Source organism: Minwuia thermotolerans (assembly GCF_002924445.1).
Lineage (GTDB): Bacteria > Pseudomonadota > Alphaproteobacteria > Minwuiales > Minwuiaceae > Minwuia > Minwuia thermotolerans.
Genome location: NZ_PIGG01000054.1, coordinates 1 through 5,871 on the forward strand (window position 1 = coordinate 1; position 5,871 = coordinate 5,871).

Here is a 5,871-nt window from a genome sequence, read left to right on the forward strand (position 1 = left end):
AACAAGGGCGAACTGGTTCACGAGTTCAACATCGCCACCGCGGCCATGCATTCGTCCCATCAGGCCGAGATGATGGAGATGATGCAGAAGGGCGTGCTGGGCGCGGACAGGATCCATCACGACAAGATGGGCGAGCACGGCATGCGCCACGATCACGCCAACAGCATCCTGCTGGAGCCGGGCGAGAGCGGTGAGGTCGTCTGGACCTTCGACACGGACGCCGAACTGGAATTCGCCTGCAATGTACCCGGGCATTACGAATCCGGCATGAAGGGCCCGATCCGGCTGCACCAATGATCGCTCTTCATCCGAAACAGGGAACACAACACATGCGCAATTTCGCAATCGCGCTCGCCGCGGCAACGCTCGTCCTGGGCGCCGGCGCCGGCGCCGTCTCGGCGGGCGAGTACGAGATCACCGTCGACCGGGTCGGGATCGACACCGGAGATTTCACCCGCACGGGTGTCGGTTTCAACGGGGCCAGCCCCGGGCCTGTCCTCCGGTTCAGGGAGGGCGAGGACGTGACCATCAGAGTCACCAACAACCTCACCGAAAGCACCTCGATCCACTGGCACGGGCTGATCCTGCCCTACCAGCAGGACGGCGTGCCGGGTATCAGCTATCCCGGCATTCCGGCCGGCGAGACTTTCACCTATCGCTTTCCCATCGTGCAGAGTGGCACCTACTGGTTCCACAGCCACACGGGCTTCCAGGAACCTGACGGCGCCTACGGCGCCATCGTCATCGAGCCGAAGGAGCCCGAGCCCTACGCCTGGGACCGGGAGTACGTCGTCCAGCTCGCCGATGCGCACCCCCATTCGGGCAACCGCATCATGCGCAATCTCAAGATGATGCCGGACTACTACAACCGGAAACAGCGGACGCTGTTCGACTTCCTGGGCGATGCCGAGGACAAGGGCTTCGGTGCGGCCCTGAGCGACCGCAAGGCCTGGGGCGACATGCGGATGATGCCGACGGACATCGAGGATCTGCAGGGCTTCACGCCGCTGATCAACGGCAAGGGACCGGCGCAGAACTGGACAGGCCTGTTCTCGCCCGGCGAACGGGTTCGGCTCCGCTTCATCAACTCCTCGGCGATGACCTATTTCGACATCCGCATTCCCGGCCTGGAGATGACAGTGGTGCAGGCCGACGGCAACGAGGTGCAGCCGGTCGTCGTCGACGAGTTCCGCATCGCGGTGGCCGAGACCTTCGACGTCATTGTGGAGCCGAAGGACGACCGCGCCTACACCATCTTCGCCGAATCCATGGGCCGCACGGCCTATGGCCGCGGGACGCTCGCGCCCCGGGAAGGCATGGCGTCCGAGGTGCCGGCGTTGCGTCAGGCGCCCTTGCTGACCATGGCCGACATGGGCATGGCCCATGGCGAACATGGCGGCATGGATGGTGATATGGCCCATGCCGCGATGGGGCATGAGCCGCCGAAGCCGGAAGCGGTGGACCATTCGAAGATGGACCATTCCGCGATGGGGCACGATGCGCCGAAGCCGGAAGCGATGGACCAGTCGAAGATGGATCATGCCGCGATGGGGCACGATGCGCCGAAGCCGGAGGCGATGGACGACTCGGAAATGGACCACGCGGCAATGGGCCATGGAGAATCCGAGCCGCTGCGGGGCCCCGATCCCTTCTACGCGCCCGGCAGCGGCCTCAAGCCCGAGGCGGCGGACGGCGGGCGCTTCCTGTCCTACGCGGATCTGAAGGCCCGGGCGCCGCTCTACCCGCATCGTCCGGCCACGCGGGAGATCGAACTGGAACTGACCGGCAACATGGAACGCTACACCTGGTCCATCAACGGCGTGAAATACGCCGACGCGGAGCCGATCCGGCTCCAATATGGCGAGCGCGTGCGCTTCAAGTTCGTCAACACCACCATGATGACCCACCCCATGCACCTGCATGGCATGTGGTCGATCCTCGACAATGGCAGCGGCGAGTGGAACCCGATCAAGCACGTGATCAGCGTGGCGCCGGGCACCACGGTCTACATGGAGACCGAGGTCGACGCGCCGGGCCAGTGGGCGTTCCACTGCCACCTGTCCTACCACGCCGATGCCGGCATGTTTCGGAAGGTCATCGTCGAGGGCGGCCCGCCGGAAGAGGCTGCGGACCTGGCCGAAAGGGAGCGCGGCTGAACCATGCATAGATTCTGGAAACGACTTGCCGGGGCGTTGATCCCGGCCGCCCTGGCCGCGTCCGCCGCCGAGGCCGAGCCGTTGATCTGGGGGATTCAGGTCGAACAGGCCGAATACCGGATCGGCGAAGGCTCGGACGTCGCCGCCTGGGATTTCGACGTGCTGGCCGGCAGCGACGAGTTGAAGGTCGTCTGGCGCAGCGAAGGGGAATACGCCACGGGCGAAGAAGCCTTCGAAACGCTGGAGAACCAGCTTCGGCTGCAGACGCCGGTGACGGACTTCTTCGACGCCGTTGCCGGCGTGCGGCTGGACACGCCGAAGGGCCCTGACCGGATCCACGGCGTGATCGGGTTGCACGGTCTGACGCGGCAGTGGTTCGAGGTCGACGCCGACCTGTTCGTCTCGGACCACCCGTCCTTCCGGTTCGAGGTGGAGTACGAGGGCCTGATCACCAACCGGATCGTCTTCGTACCGTCGATCGAGTTCGACCTGCCGTTCACCGACGACGCGGCGACCGGGCAGGGCGCGTTCGGTCCGACGCTCGAGGTGGGCGGACGCATCAGCTACGACCTGGTCGACCGGCTCGTCTCGCCCTATGTCGGCGTCCACTACGAACGGAAATTCGGCGAAACCGCCGATCTGGCGCGAGCCGACGGCGAGGAGGCAGGCGCCGTCTTCTTCGTCATCGGCACGCGCTTCATGTTCTGAGCGTTCTTTGGCTGCCCGACGGGCCCCGATACCAGATCGGTGTCGGGGCCCACAGTCGGTTCAATCGCTGATTGCCCGACTTTCCAGCAGATATGGTTCAACTGGAGGCAACTGTGTCAAGAATCTCAAAATCTGATTTATTGTTCAACTCGACGATCACCGTATTCGCCATTCTTGTTTCAAGTACGGTGGCGTTTGCGAATTTCGATGATCAGCTAGGGGAACCACTTAGCGGCCATGCATATGGACATCATGTAGAAAACATTGGGTCGCCCGCTTCCACCGATATGGCGGAGCGGCGAATCGAAATAAGTATAGGAGATTATTTCTTTTCGATAAATGCCATCAATATAAAAAGCGGTGAGATTATAGAATTCTATCTAAAAAATGCTGGTGAAAATGTTCATGAATTTAATATTGGCACAGATATTGTGCATCGGGCGCATCAGGAAGAACTTCTTAAACTGGTTCGGGAAGGGGTCGTTACCCGCACCGATGTTCATGATCACGCCAAGCATGTTCATGGTCGATCTGGCCCCGGTCAGCATCACAAAGAGCCATCGAGTGTACTGCTGGAACCAGGAGACACAGCCGAAATCGTTTGGCGTTTCAATACGAATACAGAGCTATCCTTCGCCTGCAACATGCCGGGGCATTTCGAACGGGGCATGGTCGGTACTATTAGAATCGATAACTAATCATCGCGCGACCGCGCTCACGCCACAGTCGACCGGTAAATCATATGGAGTGCTTAACCTTCCAGTTACTCGAGGGATGGCATGGGCGACAGGGTAGACAGCACAAGTGATGAGCGGGTGGAGTCATGGGTCAATGTGCCGGCGCGGCCCTTCTTCATCGGCAGACCGGGCTGGATGCGGTCGGGCAACTGGATCTGCGACTTCTCGTCCACCGAGAGCACCACGGCATGGGCCGGCGGATCGACATAGAGGCCGACGATATCGGTGAGCTTCCCGGCGAAGGCCGGGTCGTTCGAGAGCTCGAAGTGCCGCCAGCGGTGCGGGCTGAGGCCGTGGGCCTTCCAGATCGCCTGTACCGTCGATGCCGCGACGCCGGCCACTTTCGCCATCGCGCGCAGCGTCCAGTGGGTCGCCTCGAACGGCGGCAGCTCCAGCGTCAGGCGGATGATCCCGGCGACGCGTTCCGGCGGGATCGGCGCCTTGCCCGGCGGGCGGGACCTGTCGCGAAGCAGACCGTCGACGCCCGCGTGCATGAACCGCTCCTGCCAGCGCCAGACGCAGGTCTTGGACTTGCCATTCTCGGCCATGATCGCCGAGGTGCCCAGGCCCTCTCCGCTCAAAAGGACAATACGCGCCCGCCAGACGTGCTTCTGCGCACTCTTGGGGTCCGCGACCAGCGCCTGCAATCGCTGGCGGTCTCGAGACGAGACGGTGAAGGATCTTCCGGTGCGCATGCGACAGACTCGCACGACCGGGCACGCAGAGGACTCCCAAAACGGACTCATCTGAACCGTTCAATCCACTAGCCGTGTACTTCGCATTGCATTGGACTTCGCGCGCCAAGGAAGCATGCATTCTCTCGGGATCGGCGGAGCAAGGGTGTGCGCGGCCGGCCCCGGCCCGGCCTCCGCATCGCGGTCCGGGCTTCTCCTGGTGACAGCGCCGGCATCGGGCCGGCGCGGAACAAGGCCACGGAGACCGACCATGACCAAGCTCAATGACAGGCATATCGCCATCCTCGCCAACGCCGCGCGCCGCGCCGACGGCAAAGTCCTCCCGCTGCCGGAAGACATGCAGGTGATGGGCGCTGCGCTCAGCGCTGTGCTGCGGTCGCTGGAGCGTCGCGGCTTTGTTCGGTGCTCGGCGGAGGACGTCTGGACCATCACCGCGGCCGGTCGTGCAGCGGTCTCGCAGACGGCCGCGGCCGAGGTTGACGACAGCGAAGACGAGAGCGCGACAGCGCAGGCCGCGACCGCGGAACCGGACGCGGGCGACAACCATGACGCCCCGCCGCCGCTTTTCCGGCCGGGCACGCGGCAGGCGCAGCTGCTGGACCTGCTGCAACGGGACGAAGGCGCCGACATCGACGAGATGGTGCAGCTCACCGGCTGGCAGGCGCACAGCGTCCGCGCGGTGCTGACGGGCTTCCGCAAGCGCGGCATCGAAGTGACCCGCACCAAGGAAGTCAACGGCGTCAGCGTCTACCGGGCCGCGCTGCCGGCCAGCGCGGGCGCGATGGCCGGCTGACGGCATCCCGACGATGCGAAGGGCAGCCACCATGTACCCGGGCGGCGACGGCAACGTCGCCGCCCGCGACACGATCATCACTTCGAGCCGAAGCGTTGGAACCGGGAGATCGATGCCGTCCCGGGCAATTCCATCGTCTGGAGGCGACGTCGAGAGCTACGTCCGGGCCCTGTCCCGCGACGACCTTGTCGTGCTCTGGCAGCGGCGCTGGCGTCGCCCGCCGCCGAAGGGGCTGAGCCGCCGTCTGCTGGAATGTAACGCCGCATGGCTCATGCAGGCCGAGGCGCAGGGCGGCTTCACGGCCGCTACCCGCCGTCGCCTCGATGCACTCTCGAGAACCGGATGGAGCAGCGGCAAGGGAACGGGGCGAAGCGAACCTGCCGGCAACGATGTCCGGTTGCGCCCGGCGCGCCGCGCCCTCCGACCGGGCAGCCGTCTGATCCGGCAGTGGCATGGCCGCAGCCATGTCGTCGAGGTCACCGATGCCGGGTTCACCTATGAAGGCCGGCATTTTACGTCGCTCACGGCCATCGCCCGGGAGATCACCGGCGCCGGCTGGTCCGGCCCGCGCTTCTTCGGTCTCAATACACCGGCGTCAGGCCGGAAGCCAACCGGAGACCGGAACGCGGGACACTCAGACGAGAACCGACGTCCTGTCACCGCGATGCACGAGGGCAGGAGCGATGGCTGAGCGGGGACGTCGAGACGGCAGTGTCTCAATCACCCGGCGGACGAACAGGGGCGACCCGTCACGCACCGTCGGAGGCAGCCGCTCTGTCCGC

At 64.5% G+C, this 5,871-nt stretch carries 6 protein-coding genes and 1 pseudogene; 6 read left to right on the forward strand and 1 reads right to left on the reverse strand.

Annotated features, from left to right (window positions below):
- The 4 genes from CWC60_RS23710 to CWC60_RS16550 all read left to right on the forward strand — a co-directional run.
- Window positions 1-297 (forward strand): cupredoxin domain-containing protein (locus CWC60_RS23710; protein WP_241147941.1); only part of this gene is annotated, 297 nt, incomplete at its 5' end.
- Window positions 298-329: 32 nt separating this feature from the next.
- The gene (locus CWC60_RS16540; RefSeq protein WP_109795041.1) at window positions 330-2,156 is read left to right on the forward strand and encodes a copper resistance system multicopper oxidase; all 1,827 of its coding nucleotides are present in this window, start codon (window positions 330-332) and stop codon (window positions 2,154-2,156) included.
- Between the two features lie 3 nt (window positions 2,157-2,159).
- A complete protein-coding gene (locus CWC60_RS16545; RefSeq protein ID WP_109795042.1) occupies window positions 2,160-2,864 on the forward strand; it encodes a copper resistance protein B in 705 nt (234 codons plus the stop codon).
- Between the two features lie 113 nt (window positions 2,865-2,977).
- Window positions 2,978-3,562, forward strand: coding sequence for a cupredoxin domain-containing protein (locus CWC60_RS16550; RefSeq protein WP_164516602.1), 585 nt, complete (start codon window positions 2,978-2,980; stop codon window positions 3,560-3,562).
- Window positions 3,563-3,675: 113 nt separating this feature from the next.
- Here the strand turns inward: CWC60_RS16550 and CWC60_RS16555 are convergent.
- Window positions 3,676-4,296, reverse strand: a pseudogene (locus CWC60_RS16555) (IS630 family transposase); the annotation flags it as partial.
- 250 nt (window positions 4,297-4,546) lie between these two features.
- Between CWC60_RS16555 and CWC60_RS16560 the strand changes: the two are divergent.
- Both CWC60_RS16560 and CWC60_RS16565 read left to right on the forward strand, forming a co-directional pair.
- Window positions 4,547-5,089, forward strand: a complete 543-nt coding sequence (locus CWC60_RS16560; protein ID WP_109795044.1) for a DUF3489 domain-containing protein — start codon at window positions 4,547-4,549, stop codon at window positions 5,087-5,089.
- A gap of 112 nt (window positions 5,090-5,201) precedes the next feature.
- Window positions 5,202-5,780: a DUF2924 domain-containing protein gene (locus tag CWC60_RS16565; protein ID WP_109795045.1), complete on the forward strand. Its 579-nt coding sequence runs from the start codon at window positions 5,202-5,204 to the stop codon at window positions 5,778-5,780.
- Window positions 5,781-5,871 lie beyond the last annotated feature (91 nt).